Source organism: Chitinophaga sp. CF118 (assembly GCF_900112615.1).
Taxonomy (GTDB): domain Bacteria; phylum Bacteroidota; class Bacteroidia; order Chitinophagales; family Chitinophagaceae; genus Chitinophaga.
The window spans coordinates 238,755-259,449 of sequence record NZ_FOMK01000004.1 but is presented as its reverse complement, the minus strand read 5'-3'; the positions used below and the strand labels follow the sequence as shown (position 1 = coordinate 259,449).

Annotated in this window: 17 protein-coding genes; all 17 read left to right on the top strand. The window is 43.0% G+C overall.

Going from position 1 to position 20,695, the window contains the following annotated elements:
* Positions 1 to 35: 35 nt before the first annotated feature.
* The 17 genes from BM176_RS17350 to BM176_RS17270 all read left to right on the top strand — a co-directional run bounded on the left by BM176_RS17350 (position 36) and on the right by BM176_RS17270 (position 20,693).
* A complete protein-coding gene (locus BM176_RS17350) occupies positions 36 to 2,420 on the top strand; it encodes a GumC family protein (RefSeq protein WP_090105325.1) in 2,385 nt (794 codons plus the stop codon).
* Positions 2,421 to 2,618: 198 nt separating this feature from the next.
* Complete coding sequence (locus BM176_RS17345) at positions 2,619 to 3,155, top strand: UpxY family transcription antiterminator (RefSeq protein WP_090106111.1); 537 nt, start codon at positions 2,619 to 2,621, stop codon at positions 3,153 to 3,155.
* Positions 3,156 to 3,191: 36 nt separating this feature from the next.
* A complete protein-coding gene (locus BM176_RS17340; protein ID WP_090105323.1) occupies positions 3,192 to 4,211 on the top strand; it encodes a mannose-1-phosphate guanylyltransferase in 1,020 nt (339 codons plus the stop codon).
* Between the two features lie 18 nt (positions 4,212 to 4,229).
* Positions 4,230 to 5,171 carry a GDP-L-fucose synthase gene (locus tag BM176_RS17335; RefSeq protein ID WP_090105321.1) on the top strand — a complete coding sequence of 314 codons (942 nt, stop codon included), beginning with the start codon at positions 4,230 to 4,232 and terminating at the stop codon, positions 5,169 to 5,171.
* A gap of 12 nt (positions 5,172 to 5,183) precedes the next feature.
* Positions 5,184 to 6,536, top strand: coding sequence for a UDP-glucose dehydrogenase family protein (locus tag BM176_RS17330; RefSeq protein ID WP_090105319.1), 1,353 nt, complete (start codon positions 5,184 to 5,186; stop codon positions 6,534 to 6,536).
* 11 nt (positions 6,537 to 6,547) lie between these two features.
* Positions 6,548 to 7,645, top strand: coding sequence for a GDP-mannose 4,6-dehydratase (gene gmd, locus BM176_RS17325; RefSeq protein ID WP_090105317.1), 1,098 nt, complete (start codon positions 6,548 to 6,550; stop codon positions 7,643 to 7,645).
* On the top strand, positions 7,642 to 8,820 hold the full coding sequence (locus BM176_RS17320; RefSeq protein WP_090105315.1) for an acyltransferase family protein: 1,179 nt from the start codon (positions 7,642 to 7,644) through the stop codon (positions 8,818 to 8,820). The genes gmd and BM176_RS17320 overlap by 4 nt, the downstream gene beginning before the upstream one ends.
* Before the next feature lie 101 nt (positions 8,821 to 8,921).
* On the top strand, positions 8,922 to 9,926 hold the full coding sequence (locus BM176_RS17315; RefSeq protein ID WP_090105313.1) for a polysaccharide pyruvyl transferase family protein: 1,005 nt from the start codon (positions 8,922 to 8,924) through the stop codon (positions 9,924 to 9,926).
* Between the two features lie 3 nt (positions 9,927 to 9,929).
* Positions 9,930 to 11,420 (top strand): oligosaccharide flippase family protein, encoded by a 1,491-nt coding sequence (locus BM176_RS17310; RefSeq protein WP_090105311.1) that lies wholly within the window; start codon positions 9,930 to 9,932, stop codon positions 11,418 to 11,420.
* Between the two features lie 12 nt (positions 11,421 to 11,432).
* Positions 11,433 to 12,680, top strand: coding sequence for a glycosyltransferase family 4 protein (locus tag BM176_RS17305; protein ID WP_090105309.1), 1,248 nt, complete (start codon positions 11,433 to 11,435; stop codon positions 12,678 to 12,680).
* Positions 12,677 to 13,954 carry a hypothetical protein gene (locus BM176_RS17300; RefSeq protein WP_090105307.1) on the top strand — a complete coding sequence of 426 codons (1,278 nt, stop codon included), beginning with the start codon at positions 12,677 to 12,679 and terminating at the stop codon, positions 13,952 to 13,954. The genes BM176_RS17305 and BM176_RS17300 overlap by 4 nt, the downstream gene beginning before the upstream one ends.
* Positions 13,914 to 15,053: a glycosyltransferase gene (locus BM176_RS17295; protein ID WP_090105306.1), complete on the top strand. Its 1,140-nt coding sequence runs from the start codon at positions 13,914 to 13,916 to the stop codon at positions 15,051 to 15,053. The genes BM176_RS17300 and BM176_RS17295 overlap by 41 nt, the downstream gene beginning before the upstream one ends.
* Entirely contained in the window at positions 15,046 to 16,434 is a 1,389-nt protein-coding gene (locus BM176_RS17290; RefSeq protein ID WP_090105304.1) for a hypothetical protein, read from the top strand. The genes BM176_RS17295 and BM176_RS17290 overlap by 8 nt, the downstream gene beginning before the upstream one ends.
* A complete protein-coding gene (locus BM176_RS17285; RefSeq protein ID WP_090105302.1) occupies positions 16,403 to 17,386 on the top strand; it encodes an acyltransferase family protein in 984 nt (327 codons plus the stop codon). Before BM176_RS17290 ends, BM176_RS17285 begins: the two co-directional genes overlap by 32 nt.
* Positions 17,387 to 17,395: 9 nt before the next feature.
* Positions 17,396 to 18,481, top strand: coding sequence for a glycosyltransferase (locus tag BM176_RS17280; RefSeq protein ID WP_090105300.1), 1,086 nt, complete (start codon positions 17,396 to 17,398; stop codon positions 18,479 to 18,481).
* Positions 18,478 to 19,554 carry an acyltransferase family protein gene (locus tag BM176_RS17275; RefSeq protein ID WP_090105299.1) on the top strand — a complete coding sequence of 359 codons (1,077 nt, stop codon included), beginning with the start codon at positions 18,478 to 18,480 and terminating at the stop codon, positions 19,552 to 19,554. The genes BM176_RS17280 and BM176_RS17275 overlap by 4 nt, the downstream gene beginning before the upstream one ends.
* Before the next feature lie 2 nt (positions 19,555 to 19,556).
* Positions 19,557 to 20,693: an XrtY-associated glycosyltransferase XYAG1 gene (locus BM176_RS17270; protein ID WP_090105297.1), complete on the top strand. Its 1,137-nt coding sequence runs from the start codon at positions 19,557 to 19,559 to the stop codon at positions 20,691 to 20,693.
* The last annotated feature ends 2 nt before the right edge of the window (positions 20,694 to 20,695 follow it).

Below are 20,695 nucleotides of genomic sequence, written 5' to 3'. Positions count from 1 at the left end.
AACGCCCCTATTTTTAACTCTTGCCAGGATATTACATGCAAAGAAAAAAAACAGATATACGTAAGCAACAGGAAGATCAAACAGACCTGTTTGAACTGGTGAAGAACAGGTACCTTCCTTACTGGCCTTTATTTATACTGGCTGCCGTAATTGCTGTTGCAGGAGCTTTTGTTTACCTGCGATACACTACTCCAATGTACAGGATCTCAGCTTCCCTGCTCATCAAAGATGATCAGAAAGGAATGGGTACTTCTATGTTGGAATCTCTCGATCTCTTCGGATCAGGAAAACAAATCGATAACGAAATTGAAATATTGAAATCGAAAACACTTGCAAGGCAGGTGATCAGAAATCTCAATATGTATGGAGAAATCATTGAGGACGGGAAAATAAAAGATGTAGTATTATATAAGACCATCCCCGTTAAGCCGGTATTCCTTCAACCGGATATGATTCCTGATCTTACAAATACATTGGTGCCGCTGAGTTATGATGTTGCCACACGGCGTTTATCCGTGAATGGTAAATCATATCCTTTAAGTGATACAGTGCCAACTCCCTGGGGAAAGATGGTGTTCCTGCCTGGCAATGTGACCGAGGGAACTCACCGGTATTTCCTGCATGTTTCAGGAGAAAAACTTCTGGCAGTACAATTTGCAGGTAACCTGAAAGTATCTCAGGTGAACAAACTGGCAAATGTGATAGGACTGGAATACAGTGATGTAATTCCTGCAAGGGGAGAAGCTATTCTGAATGAATTGATGCACGTATATGATGCAGCAGCGATTGATGATAAGAATAAAACGGCGACTAAAACAATGGACTTTGTGGAAGGCCGTCTGCGTATCGTTACCTCTGAACTGGGACAGGTAGAGTCTCAACTTGCACGCTTCAAAACAAATGAAGGCATTGTAGACCTGAGCGAACAAGGTAAATTATTCCTGGAAAGTGTAAGAGAAAATGACAGCAAACTGAACGAAGTGAATATGCAGTTGTCAGTGCTCGATTCGATAGAAAATTATGTGCAGGGTAGAAAAGAAGGTGAAAGTATGGTACCGGCAACACTGGGATTAACAGATCCTGTATTGCTGGAACTTGTAGGCAAGCTGTCAGAAACAGAAATGGACCTGGCACGTCTGAAAAAGACAACAGGAGAAAACAGCCCTTTGCTGGCCAGCCTTAACAGTCAGGCCGCCAGGTTAGCGCCTGCTGTATTGGAAAATGTACGTAACCTGCGCTCCAACCTGAGAGCAGGACGGGAAAAGCTACAGAGCGAAAACAATAAATACATGGTTGTACTCAAGGGAGTACCCATGAAAGAAAAAGCATTACTTGAAGTAGGCAGACAACAGGCCATCAAGAATAATATCTACACCTTCCTGCTGGAAAAACGGGAAGAAACAGCCTTACAATATGCCGCAGCTATTTCAGACAGCCGGGTGGTGGATATTGCAGAAGCAGACTCTTTTCCTTTTAGTCCGCGGAGGTCAATGATCCTGGGTTTATCTTTCCTGGGAGGCATTGTTCTGGTGGCAGGATTTATTACACTGAAAGAGATGTTTAATAGTGAAGTGATGTTCCGTGCTGATATTGAAAAGGGTACAGCAACACCGATTCTGGCAGAGATTATGCAAGACCAACTGGCGCATCCTATTGCGATTACAGAAGGAAAACGTACGCCAGTTGCAGAGCAGTTCAGGGCATTACGTACAGGATTGTCTTACATCGGTATTAACGAAGAACATAAAACAATCCTTATCACCTCTTCTATTTCCGGAGAAGGAAAGAGCTTTATTGCCATTAACCTGGCTATCAGCCTTTCCCTGATGAAGAAGAAAGTAGTATTGCTGGAGTTTGACCTGCGTAAGCCTAAAGTGAGTAAGATGCTGGAAGTACCTGGTCAGCCGGGGATCAGTAATTACCTGGCAGGGCAGGCTGTGCTGGGAGATATTCTGAAGCTGCCGATAGAGAATAATGAATATTTTAACTTGTTGTCTTGTGGTGTAATTCCACCCAATCCAACAGAGCTGATATTAAATGGAAGGTTGGAACATCTGCTTGCAACACTGAGAGCTACTTTTGATTATATCATAATCGATACCGCTCCGGTAGGTCCGGTTACAGATGCCCGGTTACTGGCTCCATATGCTGATGCTACGCTATATGTGGTACGTCATCAGCGCACGCCCAAATTCTATCTGAAGATGATAGATGAGTTGTATCAGCAGCAGGAGCTGGGTAAACTAAACATTGTTTTCAATGGTATTAAATCCCGTGGTGTTTCCGGTTATTCCGCAGGCTATAGCAATGGCTATGGTTATGGAAACGGACATGGATACGGCTACGGATATACTGACGAACATAAGAACGGTAACATCAGGAAAAAGCGCTTTAATAAGCTCTTTAACGCCAAATCCTGATCTTATCAGACCATATCATATTGAATCGAATCATACTGACTAATACACCTTGATTAACCAATCGATGCATTAAAGGCACTCATGTGACTGAGGAGGCGAAGCTATGCCCTCAGTAAACCCATCCACCCTCTAGCCTTAATAAATTCCATTATCAAAGTTATTGTTATTGTGATTTTTTAACCGTAAAACATCATGCTCATGGAACAGAATCCGAACAATTGGTATGCAGTGTATACCAAGCCCAGATGGGAGAAGAAAGTTGCAGATGCTCTCAGCCGTAAGCAAGTAGAAACTTATTGCCCCATTAACAGAGTCACACATCAATGGAGTGACCGTAAAAAGATTGTCGAAGAACCTCTTTTCAAATCTTATGTATTTGTACGTATTTCTGAAGCAATGAAAACACTGGTACGCGAAACCAGTGGTATCGTTAATTTCGTTTACTGGCTTGGAAAGCCTGCCCGGATCCCTGATCATGAAATTGAACTGATCAGGAACTTTCTGATGGAATACCAGGATGTAGAAGTTGAAAGTTTCCCCATTCATGAGAATGATCTTATTCAAATCACTGCCGGCCCGCTGATGTACCAACGCGGAAGAGTGGTGGAAGCAGGTAAGAACACCGTCAAAGCTGTGTTATATAGCATGGGCTTTGCATTAACTGCTACCGTAAAGAAGAGCGAGCTGGTGCTCATCAACAGTCAGTCTGTTGCTCCTCTGAACGTTTCCATCTAGGCACAATCCTACTCTTTAAATACTACCCATAACACAATGCAACATATCATACTTTGCGGTGGATCAGGAACCCGTCTCTGGCCGTTATCAAACCGTCAGACACCCAAACAGTTATTACCCCTGTTTGACGGGCAAAGTTTGTTACAACTCACATGGTTGCGCAACAGTTTTGCATGTGACAATGTAGTGGCTATTGTAAATGAACAACAAGCAGATGTGGTGGCAGATCAGCTGACTGTATCCGGCGCGGAGTCAGTTGCATTGATAGCAGAACCAGTGGGTCGTAATACTGCCGCTGCTATTGCACTGGCAGCATTTTCCGCTGCTCCGGATACTATCCTGCTGATCACACCTGCAGATCACCTTATCGGTACACCGGATCTTTACACTGAAACCATTCTTACCGCAGCTGAATTTGCTGCAGAAGGGCATCTTGTTACCATCGGCTTAGAACCTGCCTATCCTGAAACAGGATACGGTTATATCCAGTATGCAGATAATGATGTAGTACGCTTTACGGAAAAACCGGATGCGGTGACTGCTGCTGCAATGCTGGAAAGTGGTGACTATCTGTGGAACAGTGGCATCTTTTGCGGTAAAGCAGGCGTATTACTGGAACAACTTGCATTACATGCACCAGCGATTTATGCTTCAGCAGCAGTAGCTGCTACGGCATGGATGGAAACAGGGCAAATCCCGCAGGAGGTAATGGAAGCAATCCCCGCAGATAGTATTGATTATGCAGTGCTGGAAAAAAGCAATATCGTAAAAGTAGTACCCAGTGCAATGGAATGGAGTGATGTAGGTGGATATGAAGCACTGGCAGATGCATTGGCAAATCATTACCGCTACAGCAATCACCAGGCAGTGTTTATAGAAAGTGATCCTGTAAACAGTATCGTGATCGGGAAAGATAAACTGGTAGCCCTGGTGGGAATAGAAAATGTAGTGGTGGTGAACACACCGGATGCACTGCTGATTTTACAAAAAGGGAAAGGGCAGGATGTGAAACAACTACACCAGTGGGTAAAGGAGAACAGACCAGAATTATTGTAAAATAAAATATTGACCCTTATGCAACTGAACGACAAGATATACATAGCCGGCCATCGTGGCATGGTAGGCGGTGCCATAAAAAGAAGACTCGAAATACTGGGATATAATAATATTGTTACACGCAGTTCGGGAGAATTAGATCTCCGCGTACAGGCAGATGTAGGTAATTTCTTTGCAACGGAACGTCCGGACTATGTATTCCTGGCAGCGGCAAAAGTTGGTGGTATTTATGCCAATAATACCTATCGCGCAGAGTTCCTGTATGAGAATCTGATGATAGAGGCTAATATCATTCATTCAGCATGGAAACACGGAGTTAAAAAACTGATGTTCCTGGGCAGCTCCTGCATCTATCCGAAAATGGCCCCACAGCCACTTGAAGAAAGCAGCCTGCTCACCGGTCCGCTGGAAGCAACAAATGAACCATATGCAGTGGCGAAGATAGCCGGAATCAAATTATGCGAAGCCTACCGTGATCAGTATGGTTGCAATTACATCAGCGTAATGCCTACCAATTTATACGGCATAGGAGATAATTATCATCCTGAAAACTCACACGTATTACCTGCGCTGATCAGGCGTTTTCATGAAGCTAAAGAAGGTAATAAACCCAGTGTAACCGTATGGGGTACCGGCACACCCCGTCGCGAATTTATGTATGCAGACGACCTGGCAGATGCTTGTGTATACCTGATGCAGCACTATGACGAAAAAGAACTTGTGAATATTGGAACTGGTGAAGACCTGAGTATTAAGGAACTGGCAGAAACAGTAAAAGAAGTGGTTTGTTATGAAGGTAAGCTGGTATTTGATGCTTCAAAACCGGATGGCACACCGAGAAAATTAATGGATGTTTCAAAACTACATAGCCTGGGATGGAAACATAGCGTAGATCTTAAAGAAGGACTGGTACAGGCATACGCAGATTTCCTGCGCAAGCGGCATTTTGTAATGATTTAAACGCGCAAAATTATGAAAGTAGTAGTAATAGGTACAGGGTATGTAGGGTTGGTTACAGGAGCCTGTCTGGCAGAAGTTGGAACTGAAGTGGTGTGCGTGGATGTAAATGAAGAAAAGATCCGCAACCTGCAACAAGGCATTCTGCCTATCTATGAGCCGGGGCTTGAGGAAATTGTTACCCGTAATTATGAGAACGGCCGGCTGTCTTTCAGTACCAGTCTGTCTTCCGTGATTACAGGAGCTGCAGTGGCCTTTATTGCGGTAGGCACTCCTCCGGGAGAAGATGGTAGTGCAGATCTGAAATATGTGTTGCAGGTAGCAAAAGAAATAGGCAGCGCTATGACAAATTACCTGGTGGTAGTAACTAAGAGTACCGTTCCTGTTGGTACCGCTGTGAAAGTGAACCGGGTAATCAAAGAGGCGATGTTGGAAAGAGATGCACTGATAGATTATGATGTGGCTTCCAATCCTGAATTCCTGAAAGAAGGGGCGGCCATACAGGATTTCCTGAAGCCGGACCGCATCGTGGTGGGCATCAATTCAGAACGCGCTAAAAGTGTGCTGGAGCAGTTGTATCATCCATTCCTGTTAAACGGAAGGCCTATTGTGTTTATGGATATTGCTTCTGCAGAAATGACGAAGTATGCTGCCAATGCTTTACTGGCTACTAAAATATCCTTCATCAATGATATCGCTAATCTCTGCGACCTGGTAGGTGCCGATGTGAATATGGTGCGTAAAGGGATCGGCAGTGATCCACGTATCGGTCACAGCTTCATCTATCCTGGTATCGGATATGGTGGTTCCTGCTTTCCTAAAGATGTAAAAGCGCTGGCGCAGACAGGAAAAGAGTATGGTCATCAGTTGCGAATCCTGGAGGCGGTGGAAGCCGTGAACGACGATCAGAAGAAAGTGATGTTTGAGAAGATCTGGAGGCATTTCGACGGGCAGCTGACCAATAAGACGTTCGGCATATGGGGGCTCTCCTTTAAGCCTAATACAGACGATATGCGGGAAGCATCCAGCCTGGTGCTTATAGCAGCTCTTTTGGAGGCCGGCGCCAGGGTAAAGGTATTTGATCCCGTGGCAATGCCCGAAGCTCGTAAAGAGCTGGGAGATGCTGTAGAATGGTGCTCTGATATGTATGCAGCAGCGGCAGGTGCAGATGCGGTAGTCCTGATCACTGAATGGAATGAATTCCGTTTGCCCGACTGGCCACGGGTAAAAGCATTACTCAATAATCCCGTAGTATTCGACGGCCGGAATATTTATGATCTTAATTTCCTGCAGAAGAACGGTTTCAGCAGTTATGGCATTGGGATCTCTCCCCGCAGTCATGAAACAATTTTAACATCTAACTATTAAAATTCAATTGTATGAAAGTTGCCTTAATTACTGGTGTGAACGGACAAGATGGTGCCTACCTGGCAGAGTTACTGCTTGAAAAGGGATACATGGTGCACGGTGTTAAACGCCGCGCTTCCCTGATCAATACAGAAAGAATAGACCATCTGTACCAGGATCCCCACAGCCCGGATGTCCGTTTCAAACTGCATTATGGCGATATGACCGATAGCACCAATTTGATCCGTATTATCCAGGAAACACAACCGGATGAGATCTATAATCTGGCTGCAATGAGTCATGTAAAGGTGAGCTTTGATACTCCGGAATATACTGCTAATGCAGATGGTATAGGTACATTGCGTTTACTGGAAGCCATCCGCATCTTAAAGCTGGAAAATAAAACCCGCATTTACCAGGCCTCTACTTCAGAATTATACGGACTGGTACAGGAGGTACCACAAAGAGAAACCACGCCATTTTATCCACGTAGTCCATATGCAGTTGCCAAGTTATATGGCTATTGGATCACTGTGAACTATCGTGAAGCATACGGTATGTATGCATGTAACGGAATTCTTTTCAATCATGAAAGCCCGCTGCGTGGAGAAACTTTTGTTACGCGCAAAATTACCCGTGGTGCTGCGGCAATTGCACTGGGCTTACAGGATAAACTATTTCTCGGTAATCTCGATGCCCGCCGCGACTGGGGCCATGCGAAAGATTATGTGGAAGCGATGTGGCGCATCTTACAACAGGAAACAGCTGAAGATTACGTGATTGCTACGGGAATCACTACACCGGTGCGCGACTTTGTAAGAATGGCATTTGATGAATTAGGTATAGAACTGGCATTCACCGGTAAAGGTGTGGAAGAAGTAGCGGTAGTAGCTGCCTGCCGTAATAAAGATTTTATACTGCCAATAGGGAAGGAAGTGGTAGCGGTAGATGCTGCTTATTTCCGTCCTACAGAAGTAGAACTGCTGATCGGTGATCCTACAAAAGCTAAAACAAAGCTGGGCTGGGAACCTAAATATGATCTTGCTGAACTGGTGAGGGAAATGATGCTGGCAGATGTGGAATTATTCCGCAAAAAAGATGTTGCACAACTGGAACACCTGATAGGATGATGAAGTTGCCTGTTAAAAACTCGCTTTCTTTTCTCGATGGGTTGCGCGGTCTTGCCGCGCTATATGTTGCTACAGGGCATGCCCGGTGGTTGCTGTGGGAAGGAGGGGGAAACTACAAACAAATGGCACATAACTATTCTATTGCTGAGAAAATACTGGCAGTAGGTATGTCGGTATTCAAATACGGGCATGAAATGGTATTGTTCTTTTTTGTATTATCCGGTTTCGTGATTCATCTGAGATATTCTTTACAGTTAAGTAAAGGAGAGGAGGCGCCTTTTACATTCGGGACTTACTTTTTCAAAAGGCTGAAGAGGATCATGCCTCCCTACCTGTTCGTTTTTGCATTGACATTTATCTGCGACAGTATAGTAGCGCATAATCAATATTCAATCTATACGCATACTACACCCATTCCGCTGGTGAATCAGAACATCGTCTTTGAGCATTCATGGTCTTCGCTGATCGGTAATATCTTTTTTTTACAGGACGCTTATGTACCGGTGTTTGGCTCAAACGGTAGTATCTGGTCATTGAAATACGAATGGTATTTCTACATGTTGTACCCGGTATTATTATTCTTTAACAGGAAAAGCCCGTGGTTCACGTTGATTGGTCTCACCGGGATCTTCCTGGTATATCTGGCAGGTTTTCATACCGGATTCATTTTGTTCGACCAGGTAGTAGCTTGTTTGCTTTCCTGGTGGATAGGTGGATTTGCTGCAGATATTTATAGTGGCAGGGTAAAGATCAAACGGTATTTCCTTTATCCGCTGATTGTGATTATTCCTTTCATCCCTGCAGTGCATGTTTCTCCAGTATCTAACCTGTTAAGAGACCAGATTGTGGCTTTCGGTTTTATGGGACTACTGGTACTGCTGCTGGATTATAAGAATAATAAAATAGTGCAGTCGTTTGGAAATCTGAAGTGGCTGGGGGATTGTTCCTACACACTTTACCTGGTCCATGCACCGCTGTTGATTCTTGCAAACGGTATATTACTGAGGGCAACAAATAATGTGATGCCCAGGTCATTTGTATATGTTTGGCTGGCAGTAGCCGGTGCAGTAATAATAGCATACGGATTACATTTCATTGTAGAAAAACCATTTGTATCCGCTACGAAAAAAGTGTCATCAAAACAACCGGAAGTCATGCCGGCTTTGGTAAAATAGATCTTTTAAATTATAACCGGAGGTCATGCCGGTGAAACCAATGTATCCATATCAAACACCCGGGGGTGTCATGCCCGGCTGTGGTAAACAAACTATCCAACATGAAAATATTAGTAGAAAATTCCACCTGGAATAACATCGGTGATGGCTTCTACCAGAGTGCATTGTTCGTATTAATCAAACAACTGTATCCGGATGCTACCGTTTTAATGGAAGAGGGGCCTATTTACAGGGCTTTCCGTCCAAAGTCTGAAAAGCAGAAGCAGAATGCTCTGCATTTGATGAATTATCAGTCGGCCGATCTGCATATTTTTTCCGGACCAATGATCCGGCAGATCCTGACCAACTACAAACAGAAGATCATAGATCTGAAGAATGCCGGTGAGCAGTATGCACTGATTAGCGCATCGTCTGCAGGTATATCTGACGAACTGCGTAAAGAGACCGGTGAGTTTTTTCAGAAATATCCGCCTCTGTTTTTATCATCCCGTGATGAAGAAACATACAATAAGTTCAAAGACTATATAAAGAACAGTTACAACGGTATCTGCACGGCTTTCCTGGTGAATAAGATGTTACCTGTGGATCAGCTGGATGAGGATTTCAAGTTTTTTATCAGCAGTTTTTACAGGGAATTGGAACCCGTTTATAAAGTGAACGGAGATGTGAAAATTACCAACCTGGAGCTGGATCGTAAAAAGAACTTCTTTGGCATCAACCACCGTTTCTCACGCCATCTTAACCGTCTGCGTCCGCAACAGGATGCATTGAACGAACATAAAATTGTGCGTGTCCAACAGGAAGTGTCTACTAAGTTCAATCATATCACATTTGCGATGCCAAACTCCTTTGTGAGTTTTAATCTGTTATCTTATCTCGCTTTGTATAAATCTGCCGCTTTTACCATTTCCGACAGGGTGCATTCATGTGCAGTAAGTCTGGCTTTCGGAAAACCGGCACGATTATTTACAAACAGTCCAAGAGCAGGGATTTTTAACAGGCTGGGATTTGATCATAGAAAAAACAACGGTATCATGTATCCAAACATGGACATCATTGATGTCGAAATGGAAAAAATGTCTTCATTTATTAAATCAGCCTTTTAACTCTTGAGCAACAAAAACATTTCCGGAAAGCAGGTCTTTAACAGCATCAGTTGGATGCTGTTGCAAACCGGCGCTACAAAACTGACAGCAATTTTAGGGCAGATAGTTCTAGCCTGGTTACTGCTTCCAGAACAGTTTGGATTGATCAGTCTCGTTTATACCGTAACCACTATCGGTATGCTCATTCAGCAGTTTGGTCTGAATGATGTATTGGTACGACGGCAGAAAAGTTTCAATAACTGGCTGCCATTATCATTTGGTATCTCCTGGATTTTTGGTATCATTTCCTTTTTGCTCCTCTTGATCCTGGGGTTCATTGGTAGCAAAATCTATCATGATAACAACATTTTTATCCTGGTTTCATTTTATGCTTTCACTACACCCATGGATGCATTGAGTGTGATCCCTCTTACTAAACTACGGATAGACCTGGATTTTAAAACGCTCTCCATTATACGTGTAATGGAAACCGTAATGACGATGGTGTTAACCGTTATCCTGGCCGATCTGGGGCTGGGCGTATATAGCTTTGTGATTCCTCCGCTGATAGTATCAGCTGTGTCACTGATCGTGAAGTACAGGATTACACATTTGAAGATCCTCTTCAATCTACACCTGAAACGTTGGAAATATCTCACTGTAAATAGTTCCTGGTCACTCATGCATTCAGTGATACAGCGTATCATGGATCAGACAGATACTATCCTCCTGGGTATCCTGGTTAGCAAAACTATTGTAGGTATTTATTACATGGCCTTCAGCTTATCCATCCAGGTGATTGGCTTTGTGGCCAATAATCTTCCGCAGGTATTATTCCCCAGCCTGGCATCCATTAAGGATAGCAAAAGGGCGAAGGAGATTTACAAAAAGAGCGTAACCTATCTTTCCGTTTTCGGTGCCGCATTTGCCATTTGGCAGGGTGCGACCGCCTTCTGGTTAGTACGTGTGTTACTTTCTTCCAAATGGGTCGATACTACACCGCTTGTAGAGATTTTATCAATAGGTATGGCATTTCGTGCAGTGGCCTGGTTATGGTCTATTCCTTTCAGGGTAACAGGCAGATTCTCCGGTATGGCCAAACATTCTTTTTATTCACTGCTTTTTATGATAGCGCTCGTAACAGCAGGAACGCTGCAATGGGGTGTATATGGTACTGCCGCAGGTGTTTCCCTGTACTATACTATTATTAGTCCGTATTGGTTGTATAAAGGCTTTAAACTTTTGGGGGGTACATTGCCGGAGGCATTGCAGATGTTTATCATCCCCATCCCACTGGCATTATTCAGTTATGGCAGTTGCTGGTACTTTTTCCGGTTTATGTATACAGGAATAAACCCGGTGACCGTCATGATCATCATCTCACTGGCAGGAACTACTTTTTATATAATGGGTATTTACCTTTTGATGAATGATACTTTCCAGGAGATCCGCCGGTTGATTCTGGAACGATTACCGGTGAACAGCGGCGTAAGAAAATTGTTATCGCGAAACTAATCCTAATCATTTATGCACGCAATCAGAAGTATCATTTCTACGGGGCAGGGCAGGTTACACCTGATTCAATCAGCTATCGCCATCCAGGGCCAGGGAGTGGATGTAAAAGTGATCACTGGCTGGGTACCCGGCAAGCTGTTTTCCGATAAACTTATTAATAACATGGGCCGCCTGATAGGAAGAAGCAACCTGGCTTACGGCCTGCGTAAACGTTCGCCGGAAGGATTGTCCCGTAATGATATCATGACCTGCAGCTTCTCTGAATTTTATATCCAGTTCCTTTTCATGCTGACTGGCAGAAAAATTTTATCGAGAGATACTTCTGCGCTGATGGGATGGAAAGCTTTTGGTACAGAATCCAAAAAGTATATCAGGAACAGTGAGATTTTTCATGTACGCAGTGGTGGTGGCCGCGCCGGCGCTATTCGCAAAGCACGTGCACAGGGAATGAAGATTGTGGTAGATCATAGTATCGCTCATCCAAAAGAGATCAAACGGCAATTGGGTAAACTGGAAAGCGAAAGTAAAAATTCAAAGTACATTAATATATCTGACCGGTTCTGGAATTCTGTGTTAGAGGATTGTGAGGAAGCAGATATGCTGCTGGTTAATTCAGATTATGTAAAAGATACATTCCTGGAACAAGGATATCCTGCTGAGAAGATCAGCGTGATCCATTTAGGGATTGATGAAAGTTTTTACGACCTGAAGAAAACATATCAGTCTGATAAGATAAAATTGCTTTTTACCGGAAATTTTGGTTTCAGAAAAGGCGCACATATCATTATTCAGGCAATAGAAATACTGATACAACAGAATATTCAATTCACACTGGATGTAATAGGCAATGTTTCTGCAGAAGTGCAGATACCTGAATGGTTCAGGAATCATCCGGGTATTACATTACATGGACACATGCCGCAGGATCAGATGAAGAAATTTCTGGCTACCAGTGATGTATATATCTTTCCCACGTTTGTTGAAGGAGCAGCACAATCAGTAAAAGAAGCAATGGCTGCAGGATTGCCGGTAATTACTACCGTTAACAGTGGGGCTCCTGTACAACACCGTCAGAATGGTTACCTCATCAAAGATGATGATGCAGTAGATTTGGCCAGTGCGATTATCGTGCTCAGCAAAGATGAAGAATTACGTAGCAGCATGGGAAAACAGGCCGCTGCAACAATCCGGAAGTCACATACCTGGAGCAACTATGCAAAAGAAGTGACAGAACTATACAAAAGCATGATAGGCGCATGAATAAATACTTGAATAAAAGTAATACAAGAATGGTGTTATACTCTCTTTTGAGCAGTGCAACATTGTCCTTTGTGGGTACGCTTATCATGAGTGAAGTATTTGCCTTTTTTTATTCTCTTTCTTTTAAAAGAATAAGGGAGTTATATACGAGGGTACCGGATCTCAAAAAGATCCATATTGGTATGGGACTTTTCCTGATCATGCAGATGCTAAGTGATGTTGTCAATCAGACCGAGATGAATAACATGTTGCGTGGATGGGCAGCGATTGGAGTCGCTATCATCATGTTCACCTTTATGTTCCGTATGTTCGATGAAACACCCAAAGTGATCGTTGCATTTATGATCGCAGAAGTAATAAGACTGATTCTTTTCGGACAAAGCAACCTGGAACAGGATAGTGCTTCGCTGGCAGAAAGTTATTCAGCTTTTAAATTTAGAATAGCCCCTATTACCAATAACATTATTTTACTCCTTGTATATTATACATATAATAAGCGTAAGGATAATCTGACAGTTGCATTGTTTGTAGTATACGGACTGCTCTGTATAGGACTTGATTATCGTTCCAACGGCTTGTTCTACCTGTTTGCAGGGTTGATTGTACTATTCAGAAAACAACTCATGCACATGACGCTGGCCCGTAAAATAGGGCTCACATTATTCCTCGTAATCGGTTTTCAGATATTGTTCATGCTGTATGTAAACGCAGTATTGTCGGGTGCGTTCGGGGGAAAACATGCAGGGACACAATTGGAAGAAACAGGTAATCCATACAATCCTTTTAGCCTTATCTCACAGGGGAGGGGAGAGTTTTTTGTAGCGATTGAAGCTATCAAAGATGCTCCGCTGCTGGGGCATGGTTCCTGGGCAGTGGATAAGGACAGCCATTACCGTATGATGATGTTACAGGATCTGGATGCGTCTAAAGTTCGGATGAATACAGAAAACAATGCAGCAGTGATTCCAAGTCATTCCGTATTGCTGGGAGCGTGGTTGTATGCCGGTGTAGTAGGGTTCATCGTAATGCTGTACATCTTTATCATGGTATTAAAAAAAGCTTTCTATCTGATTAAAGATGAGCGGGCAATGGAGACTCCTTATTACCCATTGATTGTATTGTATACAGTGCAGCTGATCTGGACATTTCCCTTTTCTCCGCTGCCACAAATCCGGAATATCATTCCTGCTTTTATTGCATTTATTATAACCATTTATTATTCTCTACAAAACGATGATGATGAAGAAGAGGATCTGCTTCCTGACAACGGGTGATATTACGAGTATTGCTACCATGAAAAGAGCATTGGGGATGGCCAATCCACTCTCCGCAATGGGATGGGAGGTGTCTATTATTGCAATGGATTGTACGGAGAACAGGCAGCGGGTGAGTATAGAATGCGGCAGCTATATTGGAGTGCATTATTATCAGCCGGCTGGTGCTGGTAAAGAAGTGCAGCAAAAAACAACTATTCTTAATACTATCCAACCGGACTATATCTATTTCTGTGCATTCGGCTTCCGTAACTGGATTAAAAAAAGCGCACTGAATTTTCATCCTGAAATGATTATTGAACATTCCGAACTACAATCAGGAATACCAGATAATAAAGGATTGAAAAAAGTGATGGCACATTTTATAGAAACACTGTCTGTTTTATATGCGGATAAACTGATCTGCGCCAGTAAGTACCTGGAAGACTTTTATCAGCGTAAGGCGAAGCAGTTGTTTAAACGTAACCTTTCCATATTGTACTCTCCTTATGCTTACAGCAATGAGGTGATCGATGCGCCCAAATCATATCTCAGTGAACTGACAGAAAAATATGCAGGAAATACTGTACTGATATATATGGGGACTATGACCCGCAACTATGGGTTGTTTACTATGCTGGAAGCAGTAGAGAAGGCAATACAAAAAACACCGGACATTAAATTACTGCTACTTGGCAGAGGGCGTCATCTGGAAGATGCAAAAGCGTATGTGAAAGAAAAACAGTTGGAACCTTACATCGAATTTCTGGGATATGCGCCTGAAACAATGCTGAGCTCTTACTTTGAACTGGCCGATGCATTTATCTCCCCACTAAATGACACCGTGCAGGACTGGGCCCGTTGTCCAAGCAAAATATACATGTACATCCCTTTTCATAAGCCGGTATTTACCTGTAAAATAGGAGAGCCGAAAGAGATTTTCGGGGATGACGGTTATTACTTCGATAATACGCAGCCTGCTACGCTGACAGATCTGATCACCACCCTGGCAGAAGGTGAACTGCAGCCCGTAACACTCGATGTTACAGAACATAGCTGGGAAAAACGTTCACAGGATTTTAGCAACTGGATACTTCAAAAAGAACAGGTGTATGCATAAAGCAACTTTACTATCAAAAGGAGAAGGAAATTATTTTTTCGGTTTTCACGATTTAGTAGCATGGAATAGTGCCGGTGATAAATTACTGGCATTAAGGATCTCAGATATGCTCACACCTCCGAATCCCGATGTTACCTGTGATATAGGCTTTATTGAAGATAACGGAAGGTTCCATAAGCTGGGTGAAACATATGCCTATAATTATCCACAGGGGGCCAGACAGCAATGGATTGGCAATACGGATCTGTTTATCGTAAATGATAAAGTAGATAATTCCTGGCGTTCTAAAGTGTACGATAGTGTTACAGAACAATGTACCGATATCCTGGATTACCCTACACATGTAATTACGGATGATGGTTGGGCATTCGGACTGGATTACGCCCGCTTGTTCAGAGTTGGTGGATATGGTTATACAGGACTGCCTGACGCATACGCAGATGATGAGGCACCTTCAGCTTCTGGTATCATGAAACATCATGTCTTTACGCATGAGCACAAGATGATCCTGACCGTAAAAGAAGTGGCCAGCTTCCAGATGAATCCGAATCTGGGTCGCTGCCATTATTTCACACATCTGTTACTGAATCCTGCCCAGGACAAACTCGCTTTCCTGCATCGCTATAAACTGAAAGACGGTGGAGAAACCACTCGCCTTATGACAGTGAATGTTGACGGTACAGGCCTGCGTTGCCTGGCCTCTGGTTTCCTGAGCCATTTCGATTGGAAAGACAATGAGCACGTAGCTATCTGGGGAAGAATAGGCAGTGGAGTAGAGCGGTTACGTCAATCATTCCTCTATAAGATGATGCCTACAGGACTGGTATCAAAAGGGAAAAAGCTCCTGAAGAAATTATTGTACAGACCCCAGAAGGGTGGCGCGAAAGTAAACCCGGCTTTTAACTGGTTACTGTTTAAAGATACAGAGAATCCGCAGCCTTCATTACTGGCAAAAGGTGTAATCGAAGAAGATGGTCATCCAATGTTCTGTCCGGCCGACCGGGATTGGATGATCTGCGATACCTATCCCGATGCGAATGGCATCAGAACCTTGTTCCTGTTCCAATACAGCACACAGCAACGGTTCGATCTGGGACGTTATAAGATGATCGATCAGCAGCCTGATATTGATAAATCAATGCCTTTCCTGAAAGGGGTGGATAAAGCAGTACTGAAAGCGTTTTCTCCTCAGCAAATGGCTTTTACCCGTAGCGGTTTACATTGTGACCTGCACCCACGATGGAAAAAAGATGGTACAATGGTAGCTTTTGATTCCATCCATGAAGGTAGCAGAAAGGTGTATGGTTTTGACGTGACGGACATTATATCAACTAAAGCAGATACTTCCCATGACCGTCAGAAAGTACATTCCCGGATTTGATTTTATCCGCCCTATTGCTGCTTTCAGTGTTGTATGGATCCATGGATGTGCAGGCAGCTACTGGACGCGTGAACTGAATCCCCTGAACAATTATGCTGTCCCTGTATTTATTGCCATCTCTTTATTCCTGTTTGCCACACAGGTGATCAGTAAAGGACAAACAGATTTCGGGGAAATGGTCGTTACCCGCTTTAAGCGGCTGATGATTCCATTTTTTATATGGACCCTGATTTACCTGGGTATCCGGTTATTTAAATCAAAATTTATTCATGAGCCGTTTGAGATCGACTGGGTACAGACATTTGTTTTCAAAGGGAGTTCTTATCAGTTATGGTACCTGCCTAACCTGTTTTACCTGTTATTACTATTCTTCGGTTTTCTGAGGATGGCAGGTAAACACAGGGGAATTGCAAACATTGTATTAAGTGTTATGATTATTGCTGTTGCGGTAGTGTTACTGTATACACCAGCAGATATCCGGACAGCGCCCTGGTTCACGCGGCACATTATGTTATACTTTCTTCCATCACTGATTTCATCAGGCATAGGAATGTTGTACTACATCAATTATAACAGTATAGAAAAGAGTTATGGCAATACAGCAAGAATAATAATGCCGATACTTTGTGTGGTTGCTTTCGTTGCACAGTGGTTAATTCCACATGTACTTACCGGGTTAATCTTTGTTGCTATATTATTTCCTTTCCTCTTGTTTCAGGCCAATATTCAATATCCTTTCATGAAACAACTATCAAAAAATTCTATGGGTATTTACCTGATCCATGGTGTTTTTCTGGAAGGTATCAAAACCGCCATGCAGATAGTTCATCATCCCATAAAAGGATTAGCACTAACTCTTGGCTCCATTATCATTACTTATGTACTCAGCTTTATAGTGTCCGACCTGCTGTCCAGGAGAGAGGTACTGAGAAAGTATTTAATGGGCAATTAATACTTTATTATGATCGCCATATTGCAACCGTTTATACCACATTACCGGGAGGAATTCTTCAACTCATTCAGGCAGCAAATGCCAACAGACCTGTTCTGTTATGAGAAACAGGAAGACATGAAAAAAAATGATTTCAAAGAAGGCGAGACGAAGATCATTCAGTTACGATCTTTTATGAAAGGTCCCTGGGTATTGTATAATCCTTTTCCGCTGCTGAATAAGAAATACGATGTGCTGGTATTAATGCTGAATTTCGGACATCTTAGCACCTGGCTGATCCTGTTTTTGAAACCATTTATAAAACAGAAGATTGTATTGTGGGGACACGGGATCTCTGTGAAAAGATATGTACACGAAGAAAAGCATCCACATATCCTGTTAAGATGGATGATTGCATTATCTGATGGCGTATGGTTCTACACAAAAAAAGAACTGTCCGTATGGAAGACCTTCAAACCCCGCATTAACGGGCATGCTTTAAATAATACAATCTCCGGTGTGGAAGAGATACTGCAGATGGAATTATCAGATAAAGAAGTGCTACGCAATAAATATAAAATCCCGCAGGAACGGATTCTAATCTACTGCGCGCGTTTCAATGAACCTGGCAGACGTGTGGATCTGTTGGTAGATCTCATAGAGAATATGTCTTCCAAAGTATTTGCTTTCGTGATTATTGGCGATGGTAAATTAAAGCCTGACTTTTCAGGGTATGATAATGTACATGATTTTGGAGCGTTATACGACAGAAGGATCAAGAGTGAACTGTTTAGTATGGCAGATATCTATTTCCAGCCCGGATGGGTAGGATTATCGGTTGTGGAAGCCATGTCTTACGGGAAGCCTGTTTTTACATTCAATCGTTCTTTATCTGTGATGCAATGTGTGGAATACAGTTATATACAACATGCACACAACGGGATGATCTTTGAGAATATGGATAGCTGTATCACGGGACTGGCGCAAATTACAAATGAGGAGATTGAAAGACTGGGAAAGAATGCGCGTGAATATGTAAGAACAGAACTGACTATGGACTCAATGACGAATAATGCCGTTAATGCGATCCGTCATGTAAAACCTCTTGCCATATGAAAGCTGAGAACAAACTGTGGCCACTGGAAGTGTGCAGGGGAGTAGCTGCTATCTATGTAGTATTACATCACTCACGGCAAATGCTGCCACATGCCATACAACCATTGTTGCTTTTCGGGCAGGAAGCAGTGATCTTATTTTTCCTGCTGAGTGGTTTCGTGATCCATTATAATTACAGCGTGAAGAAAGGATTTGACAGGGCAGACTTTTTATGGAAAAGGTTTGTAAGAATCTATCCCATCTTTATCCTGGTAATGTTGCTGAGTGTTGTTTTAAATATCGCTACAGGTGCACAACAAGCACATATGGATGTGGCTACCTTCTTCTACAATATTGTTGGACTACAGGATTCGCAGTTACAGAAGCCGGGAATAGGGTATGCTACTTTCGGAGATAATGACCCCTTGTGGAGCCTGGGATATGAAGCGTGGTTTTATCTTTTTTACGCGATAGCAGGATCTAAAAACTTCAACAGGAACCTGGTCATCGTAACTGTGATCGCATTGGCTGCAGGCATCCTGTTTTCCTTTTATCCCGGTAAGGCATACCTCACTTTATTTTACCTGCCTATCTGGTGGTTAGGTGCAGCAATTGCACAATCAACTATTACGGAACGTATTCGTCCTTTTGCATGGGGCATGCTGGTGCTGCTGATAGCACTGGGAGGTTATGTGGCTGGCAGCTACCAACAGATCAGCAGTAGTAACAATAGTATAGGGCTGCATCCTTTTATTGAGATTCGTCATTTCACTGCTGCTATTGTATTTGCCATATTGTGGATGGCGGCTCAAAAATGGTTATCGCTGAAGCATTTTGCATGGATGGAACCACTGGCTATACTGGCGCCTGTATCATATGGTATTTACATCGTGCATGTGCCTTTGCTGAGGGGTGTGAAATTCGTGCTGCACGACGGGTTGTTGTCCTGGCTGGTATTTGTTGTACTAACTCTGTTAATGGCTTATTTACTGGAGATCCAGTTTCAGAAGAAGATAGTACTGCCTTTATTATTAAAACGAAAGAAGACGCCAGCCCTGGTAAGAGAAAGGGAATTGGTTAATATAAAAGCATAGGAATGAGAATTTTATTTATAGCGCCTTCTTATAAGCCCGCATTTATCTATGGTGGTCCGATTGTAGTGATTGCCCGACTGGCAGAAAGATTGGTACAACTTGGACATGAAGTAACAGTGTATACAACAACGGCCAACGGTAAAGCAGAACTGGATGTACCTGTTAAACAACCAGTGATGGTAGATGGTGTAACCGTTCAATATTTCAAACGGATCACCGGCGATCATACGCATATTTCTCCTTCTTTAATGGCGCATACCTGGGCTACTGCTAAACAGTATGACGTAATTCACATTCATTCCTGGTGGAACTTCCTGGTATTAGGAGCAGCATTGATGTGCCGGTTGAGAGGAATCAAACCGGTATTATCTCCGCATGGTATGTTTTGTGATTACGTGCTGACGGCAAACAACCAGGCAAAGAAAAAAGTACTGCATGCAGTGATAGGTAAGCAGTTACTGAGAAATACTTATCTGCACGTATCCTCACGGATGGAATGGAATGAGTGTTTACAAATCAATACCAATTGGAAAGGTGCTGAAATCTTTAACCTGGTAGATCTGCCATCGGGTGAATATGCTAGAAAAGAAAGCCCTGTTTTTACCATTAGCTTTCTCTCCCGGATAGATCCTAAAAAAGGACTCGATATATTATTGCATGCACTGTCTGGCGTAACATTTCCTTACAGGTTACAGATTGGAGGCTCCGGAGATGCAGACTATGTAGCATATCTGAAACAGATGGTTGTCGACCTGGGAATGGAAGATCATGTGGAATGGGCAGGATGGAAAAACTCAGCAGAGAAGTTCACTTTCCTGGCAGGCTCTGATCTGTTTGCACTGACTTCGCTGAATGAGAATTTTGCTATCGTAGTCATTGAATCATTGTATGTAGGTACACCAGTGTTCATCAGCAATAATGTAGGATTGTCTAATTATGTACAGCAGAATGGGTTTGGCTGGATTACGGGGATCGAAAATGTGGCAGAGATCAGGGAGAAACTGACTCAGGCATATAACAACAAGCAGGTACGTAATAGCATTACGTCACGTGCCAGGGCAGTGATTGATCATGATTTTAATGAAGCAAAGCTGGCAGGAGATTATGTGAAACTATATCAAAGCACAAACGCGAACTAACA